Annotated in this window: 22 protein-coding genes; 15 read left to right on the plus strand and 7 right to left on the minus strand. The window is 55.3% G+C overall.

Features of this window, described 5'->3' with window-relative positions:
• The 6 genes from IQ273_RS12040 to IQ273_RS12065 all read left to right on the plus strand — a co-directional run.
• Nucleotides 1-1,972 (plus strand): hybrid sensor histidine kinase/response regulator (locus IQ273_RS12040; protein ID WP_194023414.1); only part of this gene is annotated, 1,972 nt, incomplete at its 5' end.
• Between the two features lie 303 nt (nt 1,973-2,275).
• Entirely contained in the window at nt 2,276-3,487 is a 1,212-nt protein-coding gene (locus IQ273_RS12045) for a ferrochelatase (protein ID WP_194023415.1), read from the plus strand.
• 540 nt (nt 3,488-4,027) lie between these two features.
• The gene (locus IQ273_RS12050) at nt 4,028-5,215 is read left to right on the plus strand and encodes a DNA double-strand break repair nuclease NurA (RefSeq protein ID WP_194023416.1); all 1,188 of its coding nucleotides are present in this window, start codon (nt 4,028-4,030) and stop codon (nt 5,213-5,215) included.
• Nucleotides 5,216-5,409: 194 nt separating this feature from the next.
• The gene (locus IQ273_RS12055; protein ID WP_194023417.1) at nt 5,410-6,063 is read left to right on the plus strand and encodes a PEP-CTERM sorting domain-containing protein; all 654 of its coding nucleotides are present in this window, start codon (nt 5,410-5,412) and stop codon (nt 6,061-6,063) included.
• A gap of 288 nt (nt 6,064-6,351) precedes the next feature.
• Nucleotides 6,352-7,752, plus strand: coding sequence for a class II fumarate hydratase (fumC, locus tag IQ273_RS12060; protein ID WP_194023418.1), 1,401 nt, complete (start codon nt 6,352-6,354; stop codon nt 7,750-7,752).
• A gap of 143 nt (nt 7,753-7,895) precedes the next feature.
• Complete coding sequence (locus tag IQ273_RS12065) at nt 7,896-8,660, plus strand: phycobilisome rod-core linker polypeptide (protein WP_194023419.1); 765 nt, start codon at nt 7,896-7,898, stop codon at nt 8,658-8,660.
• 218 nt (nt 8,661-8,878) lie between these two features.
• On the opposite strand, the gene IQ273_RS12070 is transcribed toward IQ273_RS12065, so the two are convergent.
• Entirely contained in the window at nt 8,879-9,553 is a 675-nt protein-coding gene (locus IQ273_RS12070) for a pre-peptidase C-terminal domain-containing protein (protein ID WP_194023420.1), read from the minus strand.
• Between the two features lie 190 nt (nt 9,554-9,743).
• Between IQ273_RS12070 and IQ273_RS12075 the strand changes: the two genes are divergently transcribed.
• The 3 genes from IQ273_RS12075 to IQ273_RS12085 all read left to right on the plus strand — a co-directional run bounded on the left by IQ273_RS12075 (nt 9,744) and on the right by IQ273_RS12085 (nt 12,942).
• Nucleotides 9,744-10,040 (plus strand): hypothetical protein, encoded by a 297-nt coding sequence (locus IQ273_RS12075; protein ID WP_194023421.1) that lies wholly within the window; start codon nt 9,744-9,746, stop codon nt 10,038-10,040.
• A 120-nt stretch (nt 10,041-10,160) separates the two neighbouring features.
• Nucleotides 10,161-12,458 (plus strand): 1,4-alpha-glucan branching enzyme, encoded by a 2,298-nt coding sequence (glgB, locus tag IQ273_RS12080; protein ID WP_194023422.1) that lies wholly within the window; start codon nt 10,161-10,163, stop codon nt 12,456-12,458.
• 28 nt (nt 12,459-12,486) lie between these two features.
• Nucleotides 12,487-12,942, plus strand: coding sequence for a VOC family protein (locus IQ273_RS12085; protein ID WP_194023423.1), 456 nt, complete (start codon nt 12,487-12,489; stop codon nt 12,940-12,942).
• Between the two features lie 27 nt (nt 12,943-12,969).
• On the opposite strand, the gene IQ273_RS12090 is transcribed toward IQ273_RS12085, so the two are convergent.
• Nucleotides 12,970-13,644: a TetR/AcrR family transcriptional regulator C-terminal domain-containing protein gene (locus tag IQ273_RS12090; RefSeq protein WP_194023424.1), complete on the minus strand. Its 675-nt coding sequence runs from the start codon at nt 13,642-13,644 to the stop codon at nt 12,970-12,972.
• A 195-nt stretch (nt 13,645-13,839) separates the two neighbouring features.
• Here IQ273_RS12090 and IQ273_RS12095 point away from each other — a divergent pair, with 195 nt between their 5' ends.
• The 4 genes from IQ273_RS12095 to bioF all read left to right on the plus strand — a co-directional run bounded on the left by IQ273_RS12095 (nt 13,840) and on the right by bioF (nt 17,647).
• Nucleotides 13,840-14,904 carry an NAD(P)-dependent alcohol dehydrogenase gene (locus IQ273_RS12095; protein ID WP_228052882.1) on the plus strand — a complete coding sequence of 355 codons (1,065 nt, stop codon included), beginning with the start codon at nt 13,840-13,842 and terminating at the stop codon, nt 14,902-14,904.
• A gap of 163 nt (nt 14,905-15,067) precedes the next feature.
• A complete protein-coding gene (locus IQ273_RS12100) occupies nt 15,068-15,667 on the plus strand; it encodes a TetR/AcrR family transcriptional regulator (RefSeq protein WP_194023425.1) in 600 nt (199 codons plus the stop codon).
• A gap of 58 nt (nt 15,668-15,725) precedes the next feature.
• Nucleotides 15,726-16,436, plus strand: coding sequence for a glutathione S-transferase family protein (locus tag IQ273_RS12105; RefSeq protein ID WP_194023426.1), 711 nt, complete (start codon nt 15,726-15,728; stop codon nt 16,434-16,436).
• A gap of 20 nt (nt 16,437-16,456) precedes the next feature.
• Complete coding sequence (bioF, locus tag IQ273_RS12110) at nt 16,457-17,647, plus strand: 8-amino-7-oxononanoate synthase (RefSeq protein ID WP_194023427.1); 1,191 nt, start codon at nt 16,457-16,459, stop codon at nt 17,645-17,647.
• A gap of 683 nt (nt 17,648-18,330) precedes the next feature.
• On the opposite strand, the gene rpsU is transcribed toward bioF, so the two are convergent.
• The 3 genes from rpsU to IQ273_RS12130 all read right to left on the minus strand — a co-directional run bounded on the left by rpsU (nt 18,331) and on the right by IQ273_RS12130 (nt 19,381).
• Nucleotides 18,331-18,519 carry a 30S ribosomal protein S21 gene (gene rpsU, locus IQ273_RS12120; RefSeq protein WP_017299199.1) on the minus strand — a complete coding sequence of 63 codons (189 nt, stop codon included), beginning with the start codon at nt 18,517-18,519 and terminating at the stop codon, nt 18,331-18,333.
• A 168-nt stretch (nt 18,520-18,687) separates the two neighbouring features.
• Nucleotides 18,688-18,984: an RNA-binding protein gene (locus IQ273_RS12125; protein WP_194023429.1), complete on the minus strand. Its 297-nt coding sequence runs from the start codon at nt 18,982-18,984 to the stop codon at nt 18,688-18,690.
• Nucleotides 18,985-19,177: 193 nt separating this feature from the next.
• On the minus strand, nt 19,178-19,381 hold the full coding sequence (locus tag IQ273_RS12130) for a hypothetical protein (protein WP_194023430.1): 204 nt from the start codon (nt 19,379-19,381) through the stop codon (nt 19,178-19,180).
• Between the two features lie 250 nt (nt 19,382-19,631).
• On the opposite strand from IQ273_RS12130, the gene IQ273_RS12135 reads away from it, so the two are divergent.
• Both IQ273_RS12135 and IQ273_RS12140 read left to right on the plus strand, forming a co-directional pair.
• Nucleotides 19,632-19,778 carry a hypothetical protein gene (locus tag IQ273_RS12135; RefSeq protein ID WP_194023431.1) on the plus strand — a complete coding sequence of 49 codons (147 nt, stop codon included), beginning with the start codon at nt 19,632-19,634 and terminating at the stop codon, nt 19,776-19,778.
• A gap of 184 nt (nt 19,779-19,962) precedes the next feature.
• Entirely contained in the window at nt 19,963-21,810 is a 1,848-nt protein-coding gene (locus tag IQ273_RS12140; RefSeq protein WP_194023432.1) for a lipase family protein, read from the plus strand.
• A 43-nt stretch (nt 21,811-21,853) separates the two neighbouring features.
• Here IQ273_RS12140 and IQ273_RS12145 read toward each other — a convergent pair whose 3' ends face one another.
• Both IQ273_RS12145 and IQ273_RS12150 read right to left on the minus strand, forming a co-directional pair.
• Nucleotides 21,854-22,864, minus strand: a complete 1,011-nt coding sequence (locus IQ273_RS12145) for a hypothetical protein (RefSeq protein ID WP_194023433.1) — start codon at nt 22,862-22,864, stop codon at nt 21,854-21,856.
• A gap of 317 nt (nt 22,865-23,181) precedes the next feature.
• The coding region (locus IQ273_RS12150; protein WP_313898095.1) for an ABC transporter substrate-binding protein at nt 23,182-24,754 on the minus strand (1,573 nt) is incomplete at its 5' end.

A 24,754-nucleotide genomic window follows, 5' to 3' on the forward strand; every position in this document is an offset into this window, starting at 1 on the left:
CCCCACGGGTCTCACCGTACGCGTTGACACCCAACGGCTGGCCCGCCTCGAAAACCAGCTCGGCGAACTGACCATCAACCGCAACGGCCTAGCCCTGCAAACCGACCAAATTCGGCTGGGATTAAAGGAGCTGGTCAGCCGCTTTGAGCGAGTGCGTGCCACCGTCGAGCAGCTACAAGGAGTTTCGGATCAAATCTTGATCGCCCCCGATCGCCAGCACCAGCCGATCGCCATGGGTGGTTTCACCGCAGCCCAACGTCCGGCCATCCCCGGTTTTGACTCCTTAGAGATGGACACCTACACGGCCCTCTATACCCACACCCAAACTCTGCTCGAAGAGATGGTACAGCTCGAAGAAGCCGCCGCCGATATCACCCTCTTCAATCGTCAGTCCGACCAGATGCTGAGTCAGCATCGCAAAATGCTCTCCCAGGTGCAAGACGACCTGATGTACGCCCGGATGGTGCCCCTGGGGCAGGTGCTCAATCGCTTCTCCCGAGTGCTGCGCGATCTGTCTAATACCTACGGCAAGCCTGCTGAACTCATCCTGGAAGGAACCGCTCTGCTAGTCGATAAGGCCGTGCTCGAAAAACTCTACGATCCGCTGCTGCACCTGCTGCGCAACGGCTTTGACCACGGCCTGGAACCTGCTGAAGAGCGCGATCGCCAGGGTAAGCCCAAGGTTGGTCAGATCACCATTCGGGCCTGCTACCGGGGCCGCCAGATCGACATTGAAGTCAGCGACGATGGTCGAGGTATCGACCTAGAGCGCGTGCGTCAGCGGCTGACTGACCTGGGCTGGCTGACGGCAGCAGAGGCTAGCGAGGCCAACGCCAAACAGCTCTATCGCTATATCTTTGAGCCGGGTTTTTCGACCGCTCAACAGGTTAGCGATCTGTCGGGGCGAGGGGTTGGCCTCGATGTGGTGCAAGACCAAATGCAGCGGCTTAAGGGCACCGTTACCGTGCAATCGATACCGGGAGCAGGCAGCCGTTTTACCCTCTCGCTGCCCATGACCCTGAGCATTGTCAACCTGCTGATTTGCTTTGTAGGCTCTACTCCGATCGCCTTTCGCAGCGACAGCATTACCGAAATCTTGATGCCGCGATCGCATCAGCTCAACCAGCAGGCCGATCAAACATGGCTCACCTGGCACGATCAGCAGTTGCCGATCTACGGATTGGGAAATTTGCTGTCATACCGTTGTCTACGCCCCGAACTCCCCATCAGCCAAGTGCTAGCAGCGGTGCCCTCCCCCGCCGACTGGGAAGCACCAGTGCTCATTTTGGACCGGGGCGACGGTCACTTGGGGGCGGCTTCAGACCGTCGCTACTTTGCCATTCAGGTCGATCGCCTGGTAACCGAGCAAGAATCGGTGATCAAGCCCTTTGGCACCGCCCTCAGCGCACCCCCTTACGCCTACGGCTGCACCGTGCTAGGAGACGGCAGCGTCATTCCCGTCATTGATGGCCAGGCCTTTTTAGATGAACTACTCAGCCGTCCTGCGACCACCAGCTCAACAACCTTTCTAGAGCAAGCCGATTCGCCCTCGGCCCCGATCCCCCAAGCCACCCTACACGCCACCACTACCGTACTGGTGGTCGACGATGCCATTACCTCTCGCCGCACGCTGGCGCTCTCCCTAGAGCGGGCGGGGTACCGCGTCTTGCAGGCCCGCGACGGCCAGGAAGCCCTGGAGCAGCTCGATCAAAACCCTGCTGTAAGGCTCATCGTCTGCGATATCGAAATGCCCAATATGAATGGCTTTGAGTTTCTCACCGCCCGTCGCCAGAGCCCTGCTCTAGCCGCCATTCCCACCCTCATGCTGACCTCTCGCAGCAACGACAAACACCGATGGCTGGCTCTACAGCTAGGAGCCACCGACTACTTCACCAAGCCCTACCTGGAGCAAGAGTTTCTGGGCGCGATCGCAGTCCATCTCCAAACCGCCAAGGCAATCAGTACCTCCTAATCGCCTCATCCCAAATCGAAGTTCAATACCCCCGTTTCAAAAACAGGCAATGTTGTAGAGGCAAGCGCCATTTGCCCTGCTCAATCGAAGATTAATTCAACAGGATTCGGTATCAGCTAGGCGCAATGGAAATATGCCCCCAGGTGGATAGTGTCCCTTGGCTCTGCTTCAGTACCATTTTTTGACAGGCTGTCCTGACTAAACCGGTTCTTTAGCCCTGAGCGAACCTGCTGGTTTTGTTAATGTTATCCCCAGAGGGGGGATGTTAGCCTGTAGAGAACGACACTTCAAAAGAGCAGGACTATGGTTGCAACCCCCGACGTTATTCAAACGTCTGCATCTTACACTCACTCCTCCACCGCAGGCGATAGCCGGGTAGCGGTGCTGCTAATGGGTTATGGCGAAGTTGAGAGCTACGAAGACTTTGCTAACTACAACGAGCAGGCCCTAAATTTGCTCACCGCCAAGTTTGCCCCCGTTCCCACCTGGGTTTATCCTCCGCTAGCCAAGCTGTTGGCAGCTTTCGATTTGCACGAGTGGAGCCACCAGCACGGCAATTTCATCTCCCCCCACAACGCTATTTTTGAAGCCCAACGGGCTGGTATTGAAGCCAACTTAAAAGAGCACTGGGGCGATCGCGTCAAAGTATTCAAAGCCTTCAACTTTTGCAAGCCCTTCCTCCCCGACCAAGTGCTAGAGCAAGTCAAGGCCGAAGGCTACGACAAGCTACTGATCTATCCCCTGCTGGTGGTCGATTCTATTTTCACCAGCGGCATTGCGATCGAGCAGGTCAACGACGCGCTCGCCAAACTCTCTGACGGCAGCGAGCACTGGGTGCAGGGCATGCGCTACATCCCCTCATTTTTTGACGCGCCCGACTACATCGACTATCTGGCCACTATGGTCGAAGACAAGATCAAGAGCCACCTGGCCGTCGCCCACCTGCCATCGCAAACCGGCATCGTGCTAATGAACCACGGCTGCCCCCACGAGGCCAAGGGCTTTACCTCCGGCATTGACGAAAGCCAAAAGCTCTACGACAAAGTGCGCGATAAGCTGATCTACAAGTACCCACTAATCTCGGTCGGCTGGCTCAACCACGACACCCCGCTGATCAAGTGGACCCAGCCCAACGCCGACCTCGCCGCCCGCAACTTAATTGATCTGGGGGCCACCGCCCTGGTGTTCATGCCCATCGGTTTCGCCACCGAAAACCACGAAACCCTGCTGGATGTCGAGCACATTATCGAAGGGATGCGCCGCAAGCATCCCCACGTTACCTACGTGCAAATGCCCTGCGTCAACGACGACCCAGCCTTTTTGGCGATGGCCGCCACCTGGGCCGACAAGCACATCGCCGACCTGCTAGAAGAAGATGCCCTGGCCATCAACCCGTCGCTAGCAGCATCACAGGCGGCGGCGGTACACAGCCACCACGGTCACACCCACGATCACCATCTGAGCGGCCACAGCCACGATCATGGTCACAGCCACGATCACGGTCATCATCACTAGTAGCTTGCCGAGCCAAAGGTAACAGATCCACGATTCACGGGGTACGGTTAAGGTCTGCCATGAACCGTATATCCTAAGCCACTGGAGCTTGTCACCATCGGCTTGATCAAGTACCAGTGCCCGATCGCCATCCAAAGTCTAACGTTGCAATGCAACGTCAGACTTTGGATAACAAAACGTGGGCAAAAGCGGATCAGCAAACGATGCTGATCCGCTTCCTGAGCATATTAGGTAGAGTGATGGGGCTAAGCACCACCGCTAGCCCTAGAAACACCCAGCTACCCAACCGGTATTTTGGATTGGACGAATCGCGTAAAAACGGACCAATGGCCAACAGAAAAACCATCAGCGACGCTAGCAGATAAAGCTGTAGGGCCATAGTAATTTGAGGTTAATTGCGCTATTTCTAGGCTGCCCAAGGTCGATGGTTCTGACCTTGGTAATCATACCGAACATCTGTTGAACCTCAACGGGTGACAAGCCCCGACAAACCCGCTAGAATCAGCCATTAATACAGGCGTTCTAAGCGATGGATGGGTTATGCCAGTGAGTTCTAGCCAAATTAAAGCCCTGCTTGACCAAAAGCGGGATGCCTTTAGCGCCTTTAGCCGGGCTAAGTTTGAGCTACTGCACGCCTACAACCGGGCCTGGATTGAGTTTGCGGCTCTGCCCCAGACGCAGCAGGTGGTTAAATTAGACGCTCATTCTGGTCCAGTGGGTGCCCGACCGTTAGAAGAAATTACCGCTGACAAAGGCATTCTGCCGTTCTTTTTTGCTGAATCTGGCCCTGTCGGCGATCGCTGGACTAACCGCGAGCAAAGCGCCCAGTGGGTACAAACCATCCTCGAAGACATCACCACATTTGCCGTCGACGGCTCCCAAATCTCCCCCGGCAAAGATATTTCTATCCCCATTGCCCTGCTGCAAATCGGCTGGTTTGAGAACCCCCACAGCGCCACTCGTTCCTATAAAAAAGATGTGCGGGTAGACCTGATGACTCCGGCTGAACTGGGACCAAATCCAGCCCAGCCGGTCGAGCGCCGGGTCAATATTCGCCGCTTTCAAATGGAAGTAGCGCGGCTAGTGGAGTACATCAACGCCTGTAAAGAACCGGAGCGCACGCTGGTCTTTTTTGATGGGGCGCTGGTGGTCACCTTTGCCGAAGCCTTTGATCAGAAGAGCCAGACAGCTTACGTGCAGTCTATTTTGTCGCTACTAGAGGCCAGCTGTCGCCGTCGCGTGCCCCTAGTCGGCTACGTCGATACTTCCTACGCCCACGATCTGACGGGCATGTTGCACCACGCCTACGGACTAGAGGCCACCGAGGGCATTCACGATGCCCAGCTATTGGCCCGCCTGATGGAGTGGGGCGATCGCACCGCCGTCTTTCAGTGCGATCGCGGCGGCGTTCTCGATCAGTACAACGACTACGGCGACCAGATTGCCTTCACGTACCTCAAAACCACCCGCGACGGCTACCCCGTGCGGCTCGAAATGCCCCGTTGGATGTGGGAAAGCGGCCATATTACCCAATACCTCAATTGGGTACGCGGCGAAGTCATTATTGGCGGCGGCTACCCCTACAGCATCGAAACCGCTGACCAAACCGCCGTGCTGCAAGGCCAAGACAAGCACATCTTTCTGCGGGTGCTGCAAGACTGGGCCGATCGCGAAGCCATCAACCTGCGCCTTTCCCGCAAAATGGTCAGCAAGCAGCGCCGCCGCTAGAGGGCGATCATAAAGTCTCTATAAACCAGGCTTAATCTCAGTAATTTGACCTACACACTCCCTTACGCAGGGTGCTTAAGTAGAAAAGTACACCCAAAAACCTGTATCTGTCTCGGAGAAACCATCAGACGCAATGCCCCCTCGTCGTCTATGGCTACTGCCTACAGTGCCTACTCAAGGAGGATTTGCCCTGCATGAAAGCATCTAAAGTATTGAGCGTTGCCCTAGTGGTTACTGGACTGTTGGGGTCAATGGCACCCGAGGCCTTTGCCAAAGGAAAACCCACTAAGGGCGGGGGTGGCGGTAGTCAGCCTACGGCTCCCCTCACCTGCGCTAGCGGCTCTGTCACCAGCAACCCCCTGGCTGGGGGGTCTTCGTTGAGCTATACCCAGTGTTTGAATCCGGTATCGGGCAACGATGTTAGCAGCAGCATTGCCGCCGATCTCACGGCCTTCCTCGACAACACTTTGGGCGACTGGGCGTTTGATGGCAAGTACGAAGGTGGCAAGAATTCTGCTGGGCCTAACGACCTGGGCTTTAGCTGGGTTCAAGATGGTAAGGGCGCTGGCACCTGGAGCCTGGCTAAGACAATCGCAACTCCATTTGTGATTAGCCTCAAGGCTGGCAACGCCTACACCGCTTATTACTTCGACGGCAACACACCTATTAACAGCGGCACCTGGGCCACCTTTGACCAAAAGGATCTATCCCACGCCTCCTTCTTTGTCGGCAAGGGCAGTCTCACCCCTGAAGACCCTAAAACCACTGTCCCCGAGCCGGCCTCTACCGCCGCCCTGGTGCTGGTAGGCCTGAGCGCCGTAGGCCTGGTGCGCAAAAAGCAGGCCTAGCGTCTTGCCATCTAGCTATACCTACAGAAAACCTGTTAAAGCGACCGTTTAGCCCTAGGGACAAGCTTTGTTCCTAGGGCTTTTTGTGCTGCACTGGCCAACTCACTGGAGACTGCAAAACGTTAGCAAAGTCACCCATTGGGACACTACTTGGCTCGCCACTTTAAGGTCACTATCTACTGGATAACCCCTAGAACCGAAATATTTCCAAAATGCTTTTCTGAGGCTGGCGCTTGGCCGTGACCGCTAGCTTATGGTTGAATCGGAGCATACGCTCTAGAAAACAGTATGGCCAACTCACTACCACCTACCCGCCAAGAAACTGACAGCCTGGGAGCGATCGCCGTGCCCAGCGATCGCTACTGGGGAGCCCAAACCCAGCGATCGATTCGCTACTTTTCCATTGGCCAAGACAAAATGCCCCTGGAGGTGGTGCATGCGATCGCGATCGCCAAAAAGGCCTCCGCTCTTGCCAATGCAGACCTGGGCAAGCTGCCCACAGATAAAGCAACATTGATTGTGCAGGCCGCCGATGAAATTATTGCCGGTCAGCTCGACGACCATTTCCCCCTACACGTGTGGATGACCGGCAGCGGCACCCAGTGCAACATGAACGTCAATGAGGTGATTGCCAATCGCGCCATTGAGCTAGCGGGCGGCGAAATGGGCAGCAAAACCCCCATTCACCCCAACGACCACGTCAATATGTCGCAGTCGTCCAACGATATTTTTCCCACGGCGATGCACATTGCGGCAGCCCAGGCGCTCACCCAGCGGCTGCGCCCCGCCGTTACTCAACTGAGGGATGCGCTAGATGAAAAAGCTCAGGCCTGGGCCGACATCGTCAAAATTGGTCGCACCCACCTGCAAGACGCCGTACCCCTCACCCTGGGCCAGGAATTTTCTGGCTATGTAGGTATGCTCGACGACAACCTGACTCGCCTCGAAAGCGCCCTGCCAGGGCTGTACCAACTCGCCATTGGGGGAACGGCCCTCGGCACCGGCCTGAACGCCGGACCAGGGTTTGCCGAGGCCGCCGCTCAGCACATTGCTCACCTCACCGAGCTGCCTTTCGTCAGCGCCCTCAATAAATTCACCGTGATGGGTGCCCACGATGCCGTGGTGATGGCCAGCGGTGTGCTCAAAACCCTGGCGGTATCGCTCTACAAAATTGCCAACGACATTCGCTTGCTGAGCTGTGGGCCAAGGGCAGGCTTTGCCGAGCTACACCTGCCTGAAAACGAGCCAGGGTCGTCGATTATGCCGGGCAAGGTCAACCCTACCCAGTGCGAGGCCCTGGCTATGGTAGCGGTTCAGGTCATGGGCTATGACGCAGCGGTGGCCTTTGCCGGGGCCAGCGGCTACCTCGACATGAACGTCTACAAGCCGATGATGATCTTTAACCTGCTGCAGTCGGCGCGGCTGATGGCCGACAGCTGCCACAACTTCACCGAGTTTTTGGTGGCGGGTATGACCCCCAACTACAAACAGATCGACCAGTACGTACAGCAGTCGCTGATGCTGGTCACCGCCCTCAGCCCGGCCATCGGCTACGATAAGGCCTCTCAAATTGCCCATCATGCTTTTGAGCACGACCTTACCCTCAAGCAGGCAGCCCTGGCCCTAGGCTACGTCTCTGAAGCGGAGTTTGACACACTGATCGATCCCCGCCGCATGACCCATCCCTAGGTCTAGCCGCCCCTGCAGTGTCCACACCTGTGGAATGTTAAGGACTATGTTTTTTTGCTCCGGTGGCTCAGGTTCAAGGCAGCCGTTCCCGTATGATCATCCTTAAAGTTTGTAAATTTTCCTAAGATTCTGGAGATTCAAACGTGTCTCTTCCGTTACTAAATTACTCCCCGTCCAGCCAAAATCAGCGAGTCGCCGCTTACGAAGTTGGTGGTGATGAGCAGCCGAGATTCTTCTCGACCGATGATCTGTATGACACCAGCGATATGGATGCGCTGATCAACGCAGCCTATCGGCAAATGTTTTTCCACGCGTTCAAGTGCGATCGCCAGCCTTTTCTGGAGTCGCAGCTGCGCAACGGTCAAATTACCGTGCGTGACTTTATCCGTGGTCTGGCTCTGTCGCCCACCTTCTACAACAGCTTCTACGAGAAGAACAGCAACTACAAATTTGTAGAGCACTGTGTTCAAAAGATTCTGGGCCGCGACGTTTATAGCGATCGCGAAAAAATTGCCTGGTCTATCAAAGTGGCCAACAAGGGTATCCAGGGCCTAGTTGATGAGCTCCTCGATAGCGAAGAGTATCTCACCAGCTTTGGCTACAACACCGTGCCCTACCAAAAGCGGCGGGTGCTGCCCGGCCGCCCCGAAGGTGAGCGGCCCATCCATATCAAGAACCCCCGCTACGACGCCTACCACCGCAATCAGCTGGGCTTCCCTCAGATTGTGTGGCAGTCTCAGGTTAAGCGGTTTGTTCCCCAAGAAAAGAAAGCGACCGCTGGCAATCCTCAAATGTTCTTGGGTATGGCCCGCAGTATTGGAGCCAGTGGTGCCGCACCAGCCCGCGTCTCTACCGGCGAAATCAACATCGCTACCGCTGTGCCCTACCGCAAAGTATCGGTTGACTAAGGCTAGCGACATTCGGTTAGTTTTCTAGAACACCATGGGGGTGTAGGCTGCGGCTTACATCCCTTTTTATTGTTACTGGGTAAAACCAGCCGATAGACAGAAAATAGGCAAAAAAAATCCCCTGGCAATTGCCAGGAGGACTTATCAGGGTGCATCTACCATTCACCTTTTCTGCTCAGACGAACCCTGATCCGGAAAAGTTGCCCGCTTTTTTGAGATTAGTTTGAGTTGCCAGCTTCCCGCAGCACCTCTATCTGCCCCCGCAGAGACTCAGCCCAGTCTGTAGACCCACTAGCCTCAAATAGAGTAGCCGCCTGTTCAAAGTCAGCAATCACCGCCTCCCGTGCCTCTAAAGGAATATCCTCTGGCCCCTGGATGGCCTCGCCCTGTTCGAGATACACCTGCCCCAGGGTTGCTTGAGCACGGCCCAGATAGGCCGATGATTGGTCAGAGTCAATGTCTATGGCCTCGGTGTAAGCGGCAATAGCGCCAGCATAGTCTTCAGCTAGGGCCAGGGCTTCAGCCTCGGCATAGGTTATTTCAAACTCGGTAGAGGCACGTACGACCAGATCATAGTCACCCCCCTGGCCTGAAAACGACTTGGCTACCACGGTATAAGCGCCATCTTCAGGCAGTTCAAGGATGATTTTGGAGTTTAGGGTACCGCCAAAATCATCGTTAGCAGCAATTTCGGCTTCGCCTGGGCCAAGCAGCGACAGTACCGGATCGAAATCTTCGCTGTCTAGGGTAATCGTGATGGCTTGCCCGGTGGTGCCCTCAAAGGTGTAGGTGGCTTGGGCCGGATAAATCGTGCCCGACTCTTGCAGGACTGGATCAGCTTGAGCAGACGAGGCCGTTGAGTTAGCCAATAGCCCTGCCAGGGTTAAGGGCACTACTGCTCCAACAGACAACAGCCTCCCCCGAGAGAATAACCGTAAAAAAGCCATGCAACCTCCCCTAAGGAAAGAACGAACACACAAATCTTGCCATGCAGCCTAGCACAGGCGGACTCAGCCTACGATAGAGCCCGAGGGTGACACAGCAGGCTATTGTAATACTGAAGCTAAGTCACTGAGCTTGTCTATGCCTCGCCTGCCTATGCTACTGATTGGATCGGGAATGATCGCCATATTAGATAGCGTCGCTCTGGCTCTGCCGCCCCCCGATGAGATTCCCGAAGAAATTTTGCGCACCGAGGTGATTACTGAGGCGCGATCGCCTATTGACGGCAAACCTATTTCCGCTGCGGACTACGCTGCCCTGCAAGCTCGACTGCGTGACCCCAATACCGAGGTCATTGTCAACTCTGATATTGCTTCGCTGATCCAGCTATTGCAGTTTAGGCGCGTTCTTAGGCCCATTCTTCCTTTTCTGCCTTAGCGGTGATTTTGCCCGAATTCGCAAAATTTTCCCTGTGGAAACAGCTAAGTTTTGTTACTCTATTCCGCAGATAGTAAATTCACACAGATCGTTTATATCCCCCTGTGGACCTTTAATAACATGCCTGCAACCGTTGACGCTGAGCAGATTGACCGGATTGTCTGGAACCAGCACCATGACCCCTTTGAGATTCTTGGGCCACATATGGTGCAGCAACAAGATGGACAAACCGTCTGGGCTGTAAGAGCCTACCTACCCCAAGCCGATCAGGCCTGGGTGGTGCTGCCACAGGAGCACAAAGAAGTGGCGATGGAGTCTAACCACAATCCCCACTTCTTTGAGTGCGTGCTGGAGGTTCAAGATCTGGCTAATTACCAGCTCAAGTACGTTAGCGGCGACCATGTCCAGGTCATCTACGACCCCTACGCCTTTAAGACCCGCACCATTACCGACTTTGATATTCACCTATTTAGCGAAGGCAACCACCACCGCATCTACGAAAAGCTAGGAGCCCACTTCACCACCATTGAAGGGGTGGCTGGCGTGTATTTTGCGGTGTGGGCTCCCAATGCTCGCAATGCCTCGGTGCTGGGTGACTTTAACTACTGGGACGGTCGCAAGCATCAGATGCGTCGCCTCTCTAACGGCATTTGGGATTTGTTTATTCCTGGGCTAGAGGTTGGGGTTCACTATAAGTACGAAATTAAGAACTACGACGGCCATATTTACGAGAAGTCTGACCCCTACGGTTTTCAGCAGGAAATTCGGCCTAAAACGGCCTCTATTGTCACTGATCTAGATAGTTACGGTTGGCAAGACCAGACGTGGATGGAAAAGCGGCGGCAGACCGAGCCACTGACCCAGCCCGTATCTATTTACGAGCTGCATGTGGGTTCGTGGCTACACGAGTCGTCGGCTAACCCTGCCCTGCGCCCCGACGGCACCAAAGAACCGGTCGTCACCGTAGCCGAACTCAAGCCTGGAGCCCGCTTTCTGACCTACCGAGAGCTGGCCGATCGGCTCATTCCCTATATCAAAGAGTTAGGGTTTACTCACATCGAGCTGCTGCCCGTAGCTGAGCACCCCTTCGATGGCTCCTGGGGCTACCAAGTAACGGGTTACTACGCCGTTACATCTCGCTACGGCACCCCCGAAGACTTTATGTACTTCGTCGATCAGTGTCACCAAAACGACATTGGGGTCATTGTCGACTGGGTACCGGGCCACTTTCCTAAGGATGGTCACGGGCTGGCCTTTTTTGATGGTACTCACCTCTACGAGCACGCTGACCCCCGCAAAGGCGAGCACAAGGAGTGGGGAACCTTGGTGTTTAACTATGGCCGCAACGAGGTGCGCAACTTCCTGGTGGCTAACGCCATTTTCTGGTTTGAGAAGTACCACATTGATGGAATTCGGGTGGATGCGGTGGCCTCAATGCTCTACCTCAACTACTTCCGTAAGGACGGTGAGTGGGTAGCTAACGAGTACGGCGGCTGTGAGCACATTGAGGCGGCTGATTTCCTTCGGCAGGTCAACCACGTGCTGTTTACCTACTTTCCTGGGGTGCTTTCTATCGCAGAAGAATCCACCGCCTGGCCGATGGTTTCCTGGCCCACCTATGTAGGCGGGCTGGGGTTCAACCTCAAGTGGAATATGGGCTGGATGCATGACATGTTGGACTACTTCAACATGGACCCATGGTTCCGGCAGTTTCACCAGAACAATGTCACATTTAGTATTTGGTACGCCTTTACCGAAAATTTCATGCTGGCCCTTTCCCACGACGAGGTGGTACACGGCAAGAGCAACATGCTGGGCAAAATGCCGGGCGATGAGTGGCAGAAATTTGCCAATCTACGCTGCCTCTACACCTACATGTTCATGCATCCAGGCAAGAAAACCCTGTTTATGAGCATGGAGTTTGGCCAGTGGAGCGAGTGGAACGTGTGGGGTGACCTGGAGTGGCACCTGCTGCTGCATCAGGCCCACGCTAGTCTCAAGCACTTCATGGGCAAGCTCAACGAGTTTTATCGCAGCGAACCAGCGCTGTTTTCCCAAGACTTTGACCAGGCAGGCTTTGAGTGGATTGACTGTAGCGACAACCGCCACAGCGTGGTGTCGTTTATTCGCTGCGATAAAGAGACCGATGACTTTGTGGTGGTGGTGTGTAACTTCACGCCTCAGCCCCACAGTCATTACCGGGTTGGCGTACCTGAGCAGGGCTACTACAAGGAGCTGTTCAACAGCGATGCCCGCGACTTTGGCGGCAGCAACATGGGTAATCTGGGCGGCAAATGGTCTGAAGACTGGGCCTTTCACAGTCGGCCCTATTCGCTCGATTTAACCCTGCCACCACTCGGGGTAATCGTACTGAAGTTGGATAAAAAGGACACTCAAAAAGCTCTATCAGGCCAGTAGGCTCAGGCTGGTTAGCCCAGCTAACTCCATGAAACCGCGCATTACTGTCATCACCCTGGGTGTGGATGATCTGGAGCGATCGCTGTGCTTCTACCAGGAAGGACTGGGCTTTGTGACCGAGGGGATTGTGGGTCAGGAGTTTGAGCATGGAGCCGTTGCCTTCGTTGACCTCCAGCCAGGTCTGAAACTAGCTCTCTGGCCCCGCAAAAGCATCGCCCATGATACGGGACTGGCGTGGGGCGCAACCAGTCCAACCGAGTTCACCCTAGGGCATAACGTGGCCTCTAGAGCCGAAGTCGATGCTGTGATGGCGCAGGCCAGTACTGCCGGTGCCAACATCGTTAAGCCAGCCCAAGAGACTTTTTGGGGTGGGTACGCAGGCTACTTCCAAGACCCTGACGGGCATGTTTGGGAGGTCGTGTGGAACCCGCAATGGATCGAGCCAGATGGAGACTTGTCGGCACCACCCCGAGGGCTGGTTTAGCTTCGGTATAGCTGGGGGAACTGCTTGTCAACTCTGGACTCGCCATGGCTCGAGACCGTTGAGAATCAAGTCAAGCCCAAACTCGAAGTCGTGGAGACCGTTGTAGCGCTTCTCTATCACCAGATGGGTGAGGTGATTCATGTAGGGGTACTGATCAACGGGAAGATTAGGAACAAAGCTTGAGGCTGCCTCTGAGTAGTTGGCCGGGTCAAGGGGAAAGTTTAGCGCCTGAAGCGTAAAGCCGTAGAGGTAACTGTCGATCGCATTCCAGGCGTGGTCGGCCATCTCGTAGGTGAAGCCCGCGTCAACCAAGCAGCCCAAGGTGGCATCGATATAGCGCAGCATCGCCGGACCAACGTTGATCCGTGACATCAGGGCCAGGGCCGCCCAGGGGTGGCGCAGCAGCACGCTGTGAGCCGAGATCGCCCGCTGCCGAAGGGCCGTTTTCCAGGCAATCTCCAGGCTGGGCAACTCAATCTCGCTAACGACCTGATCCACCAAGCTGTCGATCAGGTCATCCTTGTTGGCGATGTGGTTGTAGAGCGACATCGCTTTAACCCCCAGCGCCTGGGCTAGCCTGCGCATGGAGAGGGCCTGCAATCCTCCCTGGTCGACTAGAGTCATAGCCACCGCCAAGATCCGCCCTCTGCTGAGGGGCGTTGAGGGGGGCGAGCTATTGGTCTCAGGTATAAGGTCTGGCATCGCTTCAAGGAATCTGGCCCAACTGGAAACCGGGTTTCTACCCAGCATTAGCTTAATTTCGCGTAGTCAATTGCAAAAACCCGGTTTCTGAACAGTCTTTTTTGACCCAACTGACTTACAGTGTAAGCTAAGCTTACGGTGTAAGTATGTGATGCCAGCGATTTTTGCCGAATCCTTCCGTCTGGAGCAAGTGCTATGAGTGCCTCAAGCGCGCCTGTTGCCCAAAACGATGAGCCTGACAGGGACGGGCAAATGAGAGCGATCGCCCAGACCGAGTACGGCGGGCCAGAGGTGCTGAGTCTGCAAAGGGTGCCCAAGCCCGTCCCTAACGACAACCAGGTGCTGGTGCGGGTCCACGCCGCCGCCGTTACCGCTGGTGACTGGCATCTGATGCGGGGCAAGCCGCTGTTTATTCGCCCCATGTTCGGTGGAGTGCGTAGGCCCAAAATTAAAACCCTCGGTTCTGATATGGCTGGCACCGTGGAGGCGGTGGGATCTGCGGTAACTCAGCTTCAGCCGGGGGCTGCGGTATTTGGCGACCTGTCGGAGTGCGGTTTTGGGGCCTTTGCGGAGTATGTCTGTGTGCCGGAGTCGGCTCTGGTGCTGAAGCCCGAGCAGGTTGATTTTGAGGTAGCGGCGGCGGTACCGGGGTCAGCGCTGGCGGCACTTCAGGGCCTGCGGGATGTGGGGCAGATTCAGCCGGGGCAGCGGGTGTTGATCAATGGTGCTTCGGGCGGGGTAGGGTCTTTTGCCGTGCAGATGGCGAAAATGTTTGGGGCTGAGGTGACGGCGGTGTGCAGCGCTCACAAGATGGCGATGGTGCGATCGCTCCACCCAGATCACCTCCTCGACTCCACCCAAACCGATTTCACCCAGACCGACCAGCGCTACGATCTGATCCTGGATACAGCGGCCTACCGTCTGATTTGGGACTATCTACCTGCCTTGGCTCCCCAAGGCACCTACGTGCTGGTGGGCGGCGGCGGGGCTCAATTTCTCCAGGGCATGCTGCTGGGACCGTTGCTGTCGAAACTGAGCGATGGGCAAGGCCCGGCCAAAGGCCAACGCCGGGTGAAGTGCCTGGCGACCCAACCCAACCAGGCCGATCTCTTAACCCTGCGGGATTTACTGGCGGCGGGGAAAATTGTTCCTTTCATCGGCCAGCGCTACGACCTAGACGAGGTTCCCAAGGCGATCCGCCATCTGGAAGCCAGGCAGGTGATGGGGAAGGCAGTGATTCGGGTTGCCCCGACAGCGTAGAATTTCTGGGAAACGTCTTCTTCTGAAATGCCTTAGGCGATGCCTGCTTCAAATCGAGGATGCCTGACCTACGCATGTCCCATCCATGCAGGATTGCTATGGCGGCTCTTGTGCTCTTTCGTGATTCTTGGTAGATTATTTCAGACCAATCGGTCTTTTTTGCATGTCAAAGGCGCAAGACACTAAGGCGCGAATTGTCGAGCAGGCGGCAGCCCTGTTTAATCAGCAGGGGTACGCTGGCGCGTCTATGTCTGACCTGATGCGGGCTACGGGCCTACAAAAGGGCGGCATCTACAACCACTTTCGTAGTAAAGACGAGCTGGCCCTAGAAGCTTTTAGTTTCGCCGTTCAGCGCATTCAGCAGCAATTTAGGGGGGCTTTGACGGGAAAACGCCACGCTGTAGACAGGCTATTAGCCATCCTCAGCGTCTATGAACAGTTTTTGGACAATCCCCCCGTTCAGGGCGGTTGCCCGCTGCTGAACACAGCGGTAGAAAGCGACGATACCCACCCCGCCTTGCGCCAGCAAACGCAGCTGGCCATGGATACCTGGCGATCGCTGATCGAGCGCATTGTCAACAAAGGTATTACCCGTGGTGAACTACAACCTACCGTCGATAGCCAGGCAGTTGCCACCATTTTGATTGCCACCCTTGAAGGTGGCATCATGCTGAGCAAACTGTACGACGACCCCTCCCACCTAGAACGCGCCCTTGACCATTTGGCGACCTACGTTCAACACCAGCTAGCGACCCCTGGCTAATTTTTTGCCTTCAAAAAGACCGATCGGTCTTTTCTGTTCTTTTATGGAAATATGTCCCATGCTAAAGCTGCACTATGCCCGCCCTTCCGTCTATGCCCGGCCGGTGTGGCTTGCCCTGCTCGAAAAGCAGCTGCCCTTTGAGCTGATTCCGGTCGATCTAAGCGGCAAGCAGTTTGAGCCTGACTTTCTGGCGGTAAACCCGTTTAGCCACATTCCGATTTTGACAGATGGCGATTTTCGGGTAATTGAGTCGCTAGCGATTTTAGATTATTTAGAAGCCCGCTATCCTGATCGCGCGTTGTTGCCCACTGAAGCCAGGGCAATCGCCACCGTTCGGATGGTACAGCTGGTAACATTCAACGAACTGCTGCCGGCGGTATTTAAACTGCTTATGCAAGATAAGCGGTCTGGTGTGCCCTCAGCGGAGATAGAGTATGCTCAGCTACGGGCGAAAACGACGCTGAGGTTTTTGGAAGATTTGCTAGCAGACTCGCAGTATTTTGCTGGCAATCAGCTGACGCTAGCGGAGATTGTGGCGGGCACCATCATTCATAGACTGCCTGACTTAGGGGTTTCGCTGGTCGGTTATTCTAGTCTGGAGCGCTGGTCTAAGCAGTTGCTGGCTCGCCCCGCCTGGCAGCAGATCGAGTTGAGTGCTGAGGAATGGATCACCTTTAGACGCCGTATGCGAGTGATTCCTAAACTTTGGCAGCGCCGTCGCCGCCAGCGCGTGGCAGCGCTGAGCCAAGAGCCGCCTCTGACAACATAATTGGGTAAGGCAGGCTCACTATGGGCACAACGCCCTACGACTGGCTAGACAAATCTTTAGTTGCCCTGCACCGTGCCCACCGCTACCGCGAGGTGCAGACCATTGACGGTATGGCACGGGCCGTGGTGCAGCGCCAGGGGCAGACTTTGGTCAATTTTGCTAGCAACGACTATCTAGGGTTGGCAAGCGACCCCAGGCTGGCGGCGGCGGCGATCGCAGCGATTCGTACCTACGGCACCGGCAGCACCGGCTCTCGCTTGCTCAGCGGCCACCGTGAGCTGCATCGGGAGCTAGAACGGGCGATCGCCGCCCTCAAGGGCACCGACGATGCGATCGTGTTTAGCTCGGGCTATTTGGCGAATATGGGGGCGATCGCGGCCTTAGTCGGCAGCCCAGACCTGATTTTGGGCGACGAGTACAACCACTCCAGCCTCAAGTCAGGGGGCAAAGTGAGCGGTGCTACAGCGTTAGACTATCGCCACGGCGATGTCGCTCATCTGCAAGACCTACTGGAAACCCATCGCGATCGCCACCGCCGCTGCCTGATTACGACCGACAGCGTCTTCAGTATGGATGGCGACCTCTGCCCACTGCCAGAGATTCTCAACTTAGCAGAGACCTACGACGCCATGGTGCTAGTGGACGAGGCCCACGGCACTGGAGTCTTCGGAACCCGAGGATCTGGGGCCGTGGAACATCTGGGATGTGCCAGCCATCCCCTAGTGACCGTAGGTACGCTAAGCAAGGCCCTGGGCAGCCTGGGCGGCTACGTAGCCGGGTCTAAGCCCCTCATAGATTTTTTGCGCAACCGCGCCCCTGGGTGGATCTACACCACGGGCCTATCGCCAGCCGATACGGCAGCGGCTCTGGCGGCAGTACACATTGTGCAGCACGAACCCCAGCGCCGCGCCGCGCTCTGGAGCAATGTCAGGCAGGTTATGCAGCAGCTTGATTTAGTCTTAGGTAAGCCAGTAGCACCAGCACTTGTGCTGCGCCGCCTGCCCTCTGAGTCACCTATTATTTGCCTAGGTGGACCCTCGACCGAAGCCATTGTACGAGCCAGTCAGCGATTGCAGCAGGCAGGGCTATGGGTAGCGGCAGTACGCCCACCCACAGTTCCCACCAGTCGGCTGCGAATTACTCTGATGGCCACCCATCAACCGGCCCATCTAAATCGACTGATCGCTGGGCTGCAGGAAGTAGTGGGTTGAAGCAGTAGAGGACAGCGTTTGCGCTATTTGAGCGATCGCCTGCCCGATCAACGCCCTGACTCAAACACTATAGGCAGAACTAATGGTCGCCCGGGGCTGCTGCATCTGTTGTAGCGCGAGGTGGGTCCAAAGAGAGTCAACTTGCCCTGGTGCGGCCTTGCTCTCCAAGGTGTACGGCAACTTTGGTAAAGCCTCTAGATCAAGACCATAGGGTTGACCTAAAGCTTTAATAATCCACGGTAGAGTAGCGGGTAGCTCTGTGGGCACCAGCGTGAGATAAAATTGGCAAGTCCAGTTGTAGCGGCGGCGGCCTCGTTCAGAACTAGCCCCTGTCGAGAGCTCTGCACCTAAATTAACCCCAACCCGAAGCACCATAGGGCGATCGGGCAACAGCACGTCTGGGGCAGAGTGTGCATACATGCACAAATAATTCAAGCGGCCTTGATCGTCCGTCCAAGACACGCGTGGCAGCGTACTGGAGTAAGACTTTTCTCTAGAGATGTTGACAGAAGACACATCCAGAGCATCGGCAAATGAGCGGTAAAACTGCGCACGCAGCTTCGAAACCTGCTGTGCTGACTCGGGTAGCATAAGCCGGTTTCCTATACGAAAATATTTAGAGAACCTGATTGAGCCGGTGGCTTGGGCAGCCAGCTCGGCTCTCTTAACTAGCGCTTTGAATATCAGCGCTTCGAACCCCAGCGGCGCTGCTTTTGGCGAGCAATGGTTTTGCGCTTGCGCTTTTCAATCGGGGTCTCAAAGTGACGATTTTTCCGCATATCCGAAAAAATCCCCGCTCGAGCCACTTTTCGCTTAAACCGCCTCAAGGCCGATTCAATATTTTCGTCTTCTCCCAATACAACCTGGGCCATTAATTACTCCTGAGAAACTTCGCTAACGCTAGCTCAAACATGTTGTCGACAGCGTCAGACTAAAACGGCTGGATATCGCGTCTGCGATACCCAGCTAGCAAAAACTCGATACCTATAGGATCGATGCTACAGCGGATGGCCGCAAAAACCCTGACTGTGTCTGGGATTCTAGCGACGGTTGTTCCAACCGCCGCCACCACCGCCGCCACCGCCGCCACGCGATTCACGGGGACGAGCCTTATTGACCTTAAGGTCACGGCCCATCCACTCTGCCCCGTCGAGGGCTTCGATGGCGGCATCTTCTTCAGCTTCGTTTTCCATTTCCACAAAGGCAAAGCCACGAGGACGACCGGTTTCGCGGTCGGTGGGCATGCTCACCCGGCTAACGGCACCATACTCGGCAAAGACCTCCGTGAGCTGGTCTTGGGTGGCGCTAAAGGCCAGGTTGCCTACGTAAATCGACATGGACTCATCTCCAAGTAGAGAGAAAAAAAGCAGAAAGTTATAAGGAGATGTACTCAACTAAGGACGATGCCAAGCCGGTAATGCTACTAACAACTTGCTTGTCACACGATAGCACAGGCCTACCTGATAGCCATTATCGGGCGTTGGCGTAGCCGCTCCGGAGGAGCATCGCAGCGCTGCCTGGCAGACCCGCTTAATCCTCTGGTAGCACCCATTTGGGCGGTCGCGAGGCCCGCTCCATCATTTTGCGCCTCACGGCGTCATCAGCCATTTCGAGCATCTCATCTAGGGACGTGTCAGCAATAAATTTTGAGGCTTCGGCGGTGTACTTCAGGTTGGGACAGTCGTTCCCTAGCACACAGCCGTCTTTACAATCTACTGCACAGTTAACCGCCATTGTTTCTGTTTAACCCCGTAATTCAGCGTTAGGGCACATCTCTATCTCTATAGGAAAGCCCTTAAAAATTGTAACAACCCTGCCCCTTTCCTTAGGGAGAGAATTTTTCCCTAAGGCAGTAGTGGATCGGGGTAGAGTTGTGGCAGAACAGGTGGCCTGTAGATCGCTAGCTCATGGCCAAAAAACACCTGTCAACTCAAAATGGCTGGCATCCTTTGTAAATCCTCTTGAATCCTAGGAGCACCCAACCATGAGTCAGTCGTCTGAGGCAAAGCCCCGTTGGCCCCTGTGGCTGCTAGGAGGCCTGCTGCTGCTGCTGTTAGTTCTGGCTGGCCTGTACTGGATAGACCCTAGCTTGCTCAACCGGCTAACCCTGGCCGCCGCGACGGCCCTTTAGCAATGACCAGTTAACCGTTTAGGGATAGGGCGGCCCCCTGTAGGTGGTATAGGTTTTTTCCGATAGCATCAGGGCAGTAAATGGGAGCTTGCCGCTAGAGACTATGGCCATTTGTCGTTTTTTTCTGGTTTTTGGGGCTTCACTGTGTTTGAGCATGGGTGCAGGGGCTCAGGTGCCTGCGGCCATGGCAGAGATTTCTCCCGACCCGGTACTACAGGGGCTAAGCAGCTCTAGCCCGGTAATCGCTCAGAGCATCCCCAGACGACTGTTAAGGGCTCCCCTAAGGGTGATTGCGGGCCTGTCTCCAGCCCTGCTGCTAGCCAGCCTGAGCCTGGCGGGCGGAGCGTTTATTGCCCTGATCTGGCTACATATCTATCAGCGGCAGCGGCGCTGGCAGCGAGTCGAGCTGGCCCGCCAGGAGGTGAAGTCATTTTGCGAGCGCCCGGCGGTCAAAAATGTGCTGGATATTCTCGACTACGAGGAGTACCGCACGTTTTACATTAACCATCCCAAAGATGGCCGTCTGATCGACTTTGAGGCGACCGACCATCGGCTCAGACGGGCGCTGCGATCGCACGACCAGATGGTCAAAATGCGCAGCGGTCTTGACGAAATTAAGCGTTTGGCCAGTCAAAACGCCACCATTGCCCCCAAAACCCTGGAGCTGGTGCGTCAGTACGACAATGAAGAGTTCATCATTGAAATTACGCTGCGCGACTGGTTTGACTCGTTTTTGGGCGGGCTAGAGTACTTCGAGATCATGATCGAGTCGGGCCTGGTGATGGCCGAAGAGATCAAGCCCTTTATCATTTACTGGGTCAATTTAATTGGCGATCGCCGCTACCGCCGCAAAGGCGGCTCTGGGTTTTACGACAAGCTGTTTCACTACATTCACTGGGCGGGCTACGGGCGGGTACAAAAGCTGTTTGAGCGCTTTGGCTTCAAAATTTTGCCGCCTCCCTACTCCACCCACGACTTCAGTGGCATTGAAACCATTGAGGCAGAGGGAGGTAAGTACGACACTTATCGCGCCCTGTGCCTGGCCAAAGCAGCCCACCTGGTCTACGAAGACCGCGACTACGTCACCGACATTTCGCGCCTATGGCTGAGCGATGACATCGACAACCGCTGGAAGCAGCTCAACGCCCGCAGGTATGTTGTCGAGGTGATTAAAAACTGGCTACAGGAGGGCGAAAAAACCAGCATCCGCGATATCCGCGACAATTTCATGTACCTCGACATGCGGCTCACCGATACTCAGGCGTTTCTGTTTCACAAGGGCGACAACCTGATTCTGGCGTTTAAGGGCACCCAGCAGCTTAACGACTGGAAGACTAACCTGAAGATTCGTCTGAAGGAATTTACCGTGCTGGCCGACCAGGAGGCGGTGCCTCCCACCGGACGGGTCCACCGAGGCTTTTTAGACGCCTGGCAGAGCGTGGAAAAGCAGGTGATTTATTACCTCAAAAAGTGGATTACCCCCAATACAAAGCTCTGGGTGACGGGCCACAGCTTAGGGGGAGCGCTAGCGGCGGTGGCTACCATTTCGTTAGAAACCCAGGGGTTTGAGGTCAGCGGGCTGTATACCTTTGGTCAGCCCCGTGTGGCCGACTGGAAGCTAGTCAACTACATGAACAGCCGTATGGGCGATCGCATCATTCGCTACGCCAACAACAACGACATCGTGCCGCTGATACCACCGCAGCTTATTCCCTGGGTGCCCACGCGGGTGTACGGCCACATCGGCCAGTTTCGCTACTTCAACGACTCGGGTAGCCTGCGCCGCCAGTCGTTTATGTTCCAGCGCTTCCCCGATCGCCTATTTGGCTTGATTCGCGCCATTGTCACCTCTGGCACCCCCGACGCAGTAGATGACCACAAAATGGAGTTTTACGTGGCCAATCTGCAAAAGGCCCTCGATCGCGAAGAAGAAGAGGCCAAGCTCGAAATTGAGCAGGGCATGATTAGCGGCGACTTTGTAGAAGGCATGAAAGAGCGCATGCGGGCGCGCCGGAGCAGCATAGAGGGGTAGGAGACTGCTTCACTAGTAACTTATATATCCTCCAAAAGCTTACCTAGGGGCTCTGAGCAGATTCATAGTCCAGTAGAACGCAGGGTCCTAGCCACATTCTGCGTTCCTGAAAATTAATTGATAAGGTTAACTTTTCCTGATCGACATCGCAGATCGCTGGGGAGCCCTTACCGACAATAGATTCCTGGTAGTCGAGTTGCCCACTCAAACTCATGCTTTTGAGGTTAGCTGCCTTACGATAGCGATAGCGATCTCCAGGTTTGACAACAACAAAGCCAAAATTGACGCCATCACTACTGTCTTCCACAGCCTTACGAATGTCGTCAGTTGTTTTAGCCCTAATTGGGAAATATAGCAGCTTCTCAATCGTCACATTGGTGCCAAAGGGAGGCTCTACTTTCGGCACAGACTCCACATGTACCGAGAGAGTTTTTTCATTGACGATATGCCTCACTTCGCTATCGGACATCAAGCTAGGGTTGGGAGAATTGGGTTGATAGAGCCCTACTTTTGTATTCAAGGTCCAAGGGTTTAGCCCCAAATTAGTTACGTTAAGGTGGCGATCGAGTAAATCAAGAGCAGAATCTATATCTAAAGTTTCTGCCGAGTCAACAATCTTTTGTGCAACCAAAAATGATTTTAGTTTGGCCATGTCTACGCCACTATCTATAGGAACGATTACATTGCCAATTTGAGTCAATACAATCAAAGAGCTAAAGGCCAACAGAATTATAAAAGTTGCTGTTGGACCCTTGGCTTTAAATTTAAGTCCCGGCAAAACTTTAATGACATTTTCCCCTTCAGCTTCAATAGCTTCTGTGGGGGAGATTCTGAAAGCTAGTACAGAAATAATTAGGGTAGCGATAAGAGGAATAAATAACCATAGAGAAAGTAGCGCGGCAATCTGCCAAATATTCTGTGAAGCCGTTGATATGATAGGATTTTCAATCGCTGATTCCTGGGCAAAACCTTGGTGACCTAATGCTAGGGCAGAAAAGCCAAATCCCAATGAGAGCGCAACTTTGGATGTCCACCGAATAGGCTTGTGTTCCATAATTAATTTGCCATTATGATCATAAGTAAAATCATGCTTTGCCGCAGCTATAGCTGCCAGGAAATATCTAAAATGACAAATAAATCATTGTAAGTACAAAAACTTCTACCTATAGTTGCCCCTAAAAGTTCTGACAAATTTTCAGGGCAATAATTCTTCATAGAAAGAGGAGCAATCCTTTAGCTTTTACTGTAACCGTCCCCTGAGCGGAGTCGAAGGGGATATCTCGGGTAGGTTTTGGCTTCGACTCCGCTCAGCCAGCATAGTTCTAGGGACGCTTACCTTTTACTTGAGGGAGGCAGGGTCAGGATCGGTAACTAGGGTAAGGGCACAAAGTCAAAGCCTGTGCCCGAGCGGCTGCCAGGTTTAACCTCGACCAGCAGGACGGTGGCGTTGCGATCGCCCGACGGCAAAAAACCAATTGCCCCAGTGGATCCATTAGCTGAGAACCCCTGCCCTGCCAGCGCTTGTCCAATCGCCGCTCGCCCCTGCTGCCCCTGGGCAGGGGTAACGTTCCCTACGGTGCGGGCCGAACTCAACGCCTGAAACGCGTCGTAGCTGAGCGCAGTGCGCCAGTTAACATCACCGCCCCAGAGGCCGGAGGAGGTCTGAGCGAAGGGCGGGGTCGACTTCAGCGGGTGCCAGGGCACGGTGACCACGGTGCCTGTGAGGCTGGCCCCACCCTTTTGCAGCGCTTCGATGCGGTAGAAGGCATCTCCAGCCAGTATCGGCAGCTGGCCATTGTTGAGTTGAGCGACGGCGATCGCGGCATCAAAGGTCGCCGAGTCAGGTAGCAGCACCACGGCATCGGCCCCGCTGCCCTGGAGTTCGGCAGCAGGGTTGCCCTGAGACAGATCAACCAGTTTGGCTACCTGTCCTCCCTCTAGGCCTAGGGTTGTAGAGAAGGCCTCTTGCAGCGACTTGCTGTAGGAACTCTGGGAGTTGTAGAACACGATGGGCCGACTTTGCCCCTGGCTCAGCATGTGGCGGGCCAGCGTGGTGCCGGTGAACTGGTCGCTCGGGATCACCCGGAAAACAAAGTTGCCACCGTCTCTAGCCAGCGTGGCTAGCTCGGTGGTGGTGCTAGTGGGGGAGATGATCGGCAGTTGCCCCTGCTGGTAGATGGGGGCCGCAGCCAGGGTAGTGGTGCTGGTGCCGTGGCCAATCACGCCGATAACGTTGGGATCTTGCACCAGGGCGTTGGCGATCGCGGTGGCCTGGTCGGCATCGTTGCGATCGTTGGCAATCAGCACCTTCACGGGTGTCCCAGCTTTAATCGCCTCATCTTGGGCCTGGGCGACGCCTCGCAGCAGCTCGCGGGCGGTATTAGGAGTGTCGCCAATGGGCACTACGGCGGCGATACCCAGGGCGGGAGTAGCCCCAATCCGAGCATTGTTGAGGTAGATCAGTGCTTCGGGGTCGTTGCGAACGGCTTTACGAGCGGCTTCAAACTTAGCGGCGGCGGTGGCGTAATCGCCTGTGGCGTAGGCGGCAGCCCCGGCCTGTAGGTCGGGATTGGAGGCATCGGTGAATAGGACGCGATCGCCCCAGCTCAAGGCATTAGCTACATTGCCCGGTTGGGCTGGGGTCGTTGTCGGTGTCGTAGCGGTCGAGTCCGCTCCCGGATTGGCATTGGCATCCACCGGAGGATTGGTGGGATTGGTGGCCTGGGGAACAGGCTGAGATGCATCCCGCCGGAAGAAGGCGTTGTAGCCCGTGAAGCCTAGGGCTCCTAAAAAGAGCAAAACCCCCACCCCAGCGATTACTGGAGTCATAGACTTGCCCTTTTTCAGGGGCTGGCCGCAGATTTCACACTTTTGGGCCGAAATAGAGTTTTCTTCGTAGCCGCATTTGGGGCAGGTGACGTGGTTGAAGGTGTCTGTCATGGTT

This window comes from Nodosilinea sp. LEGE 07298, from assembly GCF_015207265.1.
Classification (GTDB): Bacteria; Cyanobacteriota; Cyanobacteriia; order Phormidesmidales; family Phormidesmidaceae; genus Nodosilinea.